The sequence below is a fragment of the Sphingomonas sp. FUKUSWIS1 genome (genome assembly GCF_000733135.1).
GTDB lineage: Bacteria > Pseudomonadota > Alphaproteobacteria > Sphingomonadales > Sphingomonadaceae > Sphingomonas > Sphingomonas aerolata.
This window is the reverse complement of sequence record NZ_JPJC01000277.1, coordinates 11,489-12,671: the sequence shown is the minus strand read 5'-3', so window position 1 is coordinate 12,671 and position 1,183 is coordinate 11,489. Positions and strand designations below refer to the sequence as shown.

Sequence of the window (1,183 nt, the reverse complement as noted above, 5' to 3'; positions counted from 1 at the left end):
CCCGCCGTTGAACGCGCCCATCGGCTCGTCGATGCCGAGCAGGTCGGCGATCGGCATCATGCCTGACCGCGGCCGCGCGCTGATGATCGTGAAGCCCAGGCCCGCCGCCTTCAGCCGTTTGACCGCATCGACCGTCGCGGGTGCGACCTTCTTGTCCTTGTCGACGAGCGTGCCGTCGACGTCGGACACCAGGAGCTTGATGCTCACTGGGGCATCTCGACATGCCCGCCAAAGCCGAAGCGCATCGCCGACAACAGCTTGTCACCGAACGTATGGTCGACCCGGCTGCGATAGCGTGCGTAGAGCGCGGCGCTCAGCACGTTGGCGGGCACCTTCTCTTCCATCGCCGCGTCGATCGTCCACTGACCCTCGCCCGAATCCGCGACGCTGCCGCTGAACCCCTCGAGCGTGCCGTCCTTGGCCAGCGCGATCGCCGACAGGTCGAGCAGCCACGACGAGATCACGCTGCCGCGACGCCACACTTCGGCGACGTCGGTCAGGTTGATGTCGAAGCGCTGGTCCTCGGCGACATGCTCGCCCGACTTGCCCTTGAGGATGTCGAAGCCCTCGGCATAGGCCTGCATCAGGCCGTATTCGATACCGTTATGGACCATCTTGACGAAATGCCCGGCACCCGGAGGGCCGGCGTGGATATAGCCCTTTTCCGCACGCGGATCGGCCTGCCCCTCGATGCGGCCCGGCGTGCGGACGATCTCGCCCATGCCCGGTGCCAGCGTGTCGAAGATCGGATCGAGATAATCGACCGTCTCCGTCTCGCCGCCGATCATCATGCAATAGCCGCGCTCGAGGCCCCAGACGCCGCCCGACGTGCCGACGTCGACATAGCGGATGCCCTTTTCGGCGAGCTCCTTCGCGCGGCGGACGTCGTCCTTGTAGAAGCTGTTGCCGCCATCGATGATGATGTCGCCCTCGGCGGCCTTTTCGGCGATCGCCTGTACGGTCTGCTCGGTCGGCTCGCCCGCGGGCACCATCACCCACCAGATCGCCGGCGTGTCGAGCTTGCCGCGCATGTCGTCGAGCGAGTCCGCGCCGATCGCGCCATCCGCCGCGAGCTTCTTCACCGCCTCCGCATCGCGATCGAACGCGACGACCTCATGGCCGTTCTTCATCAACCGGCGCGCGATATTGCCGCCCATCCGGCCGAGGCCGATCAGTCCGATCT

The 1,183-nt window shown here is 66.4% G+C and carries 2 protein-coding genes; both read right to left on the bottom strand.

Going from position 1 to position 1,183, the window contains the following annotated elements; genetic code table 11:
* Positions 1–207 (bottom strand): HAD hydrolase family protein (locus sphsw_RS19070; RefSeq protein ID WP_042467753.1); only part of this gene is annotated, 207 nt, incomplete at its 3' end.
* Positions 204–1,181, bottom strand: a complete 978-nt coding sequence (gene gnd, locus sphsw_RS17675; RefSeq protein ID WP_235188457.1) for a phosphogluconate dehydrogenase (NAD(+)-dependent, decarboxylating) — start codon at positions 1,179–1,181, stop codon at positions 204–206. The genes gnd and sphsw_RS19070, both read right to left, overlap by 4 nt.
* Positions 1,182–1,183 lie beyond the last annotated feature (2 nt).